The organism is Streptomyces recifensis, assembly GCF_002154615.1.
Classification (GTDB): Bacteria; Actinomycetota; Actinomycetes; order Streptomycetales; family Streptomycetaceae; genus Streptomyces; species Streptomyces griseoluteus.
Window position 1 is genome coordinate 1 of the sequence record NZ_MUNH01000890.1, and the last position, 930, is coordinate 930.

Consider the following 930-nt stretch of genomic DNA (forward strand, 5'->3'; position numbering starts at 1 on the left):
GTACCGGGCGGGGGCGGTCGCGGGGGCCTCGAGTCCGCGTCCCTGCCCGCCGTACTCCGCCCGGCGGGCGGCCCTCCTGCGGGTCTCGCACAGCAGGCACAGGTCCGGCGCGCTCTCGTCCACCGGGCCCTGCGGGTGCTCCGCGCAGCGGGTGGTGGGGGCGCCGGCCGAGACACTCTCGTCCAGCAGGTCCAGCGCGCGGCGCAGATCGGCCTTGACCTCGTGCAGCCGGGAGTCCGGGGTGTCGGCGGACAGCGCCTCCCCGTGCTCCCCGACGAGCCGGAGAGCGCGGCCTAGCGCGGTGAGCTGGGCGTGATTCATGCCTCCAGCTTCTCACCCGCGCGCCGGGTCTCCGGATGCGCGAGGATCGGGCCGCAGTACGTTTCCGCGACCCCTTCTGAAGGGCACCCCATGAGGATCAACCTGGCCAGCGTGTTCGTCGACGACCAGGAGAAGGCGCTGCGCTTCTACACCGAGGTGCTGGGCTTCGTGCGGAAGGCCGACGTGCCGCTCGGCGAGTACCGGTGGCTGACCGTGGTCTCGCCCGAGCAGCCCGACGGCACCGAGCTGCTGCTGGAGCCGGACGTCCACCCGGCGGCCAAGCCGTACACCAGCGCCCTGCGCGGCGACGGCATCCCGGCCACCTCCTTCGCCGTGGACGACGTGCGCGCCGAGTACGAGCGGTTGCGCGGGCTCGGGGTGCGCTTCACCCAGGAGCCGGTGGCGGCGGGGCCGGTGACCGTCGCGGTGCTGGACGACACCTGCGGCAATCTGATCCAGCTCGCGCAGTACTCCTAACCGTGGTGCAGCAGGCTTCCCTTGCCGCAGGCGGGGGCCTGTTCGGCCATCGGGAGCGGGGAGACCGCCTTGACCACCGGGACCACGGTGAGGTCGGCCGCGCAGGCGGTGGTGTCCTCGGCCGTCCAGCGG

At 73.5% G+C, this 930-nt stretch carries 1 protein-coding gene and 1 pseudogene; one reads left to right on the forward strand and one right to left on the reverse strand.

Features of this window, described 5'->3' with window-relative positions; all coding sequences use genetic code 11:
- Positions 1 to 321, reverse strand: a pseudogene (locus CCN33_RS30630) (hypothetical protein); the annotation flags it as partial.
- 90 nt (positions 322 to 411) lie between these two features.
- On the opposite strand from CCN33_RS30630, the gene CCN33_RS30635 reads away from it, so the two are divergent.
- Positions 412 to 798 carry a VOC family protein gene (locus CCN33_RS30635; RefSeq protein WP_086696519.1) on the forward strand — a complete coding sequence of 129 codons (387 nt, stop codon included), beginning with the start codon at positions 412 to 414 and terminating at the stop codon, positions 796 to 798.
- Positions 799 to 930 lie beyond the last annotated feature (132 nt).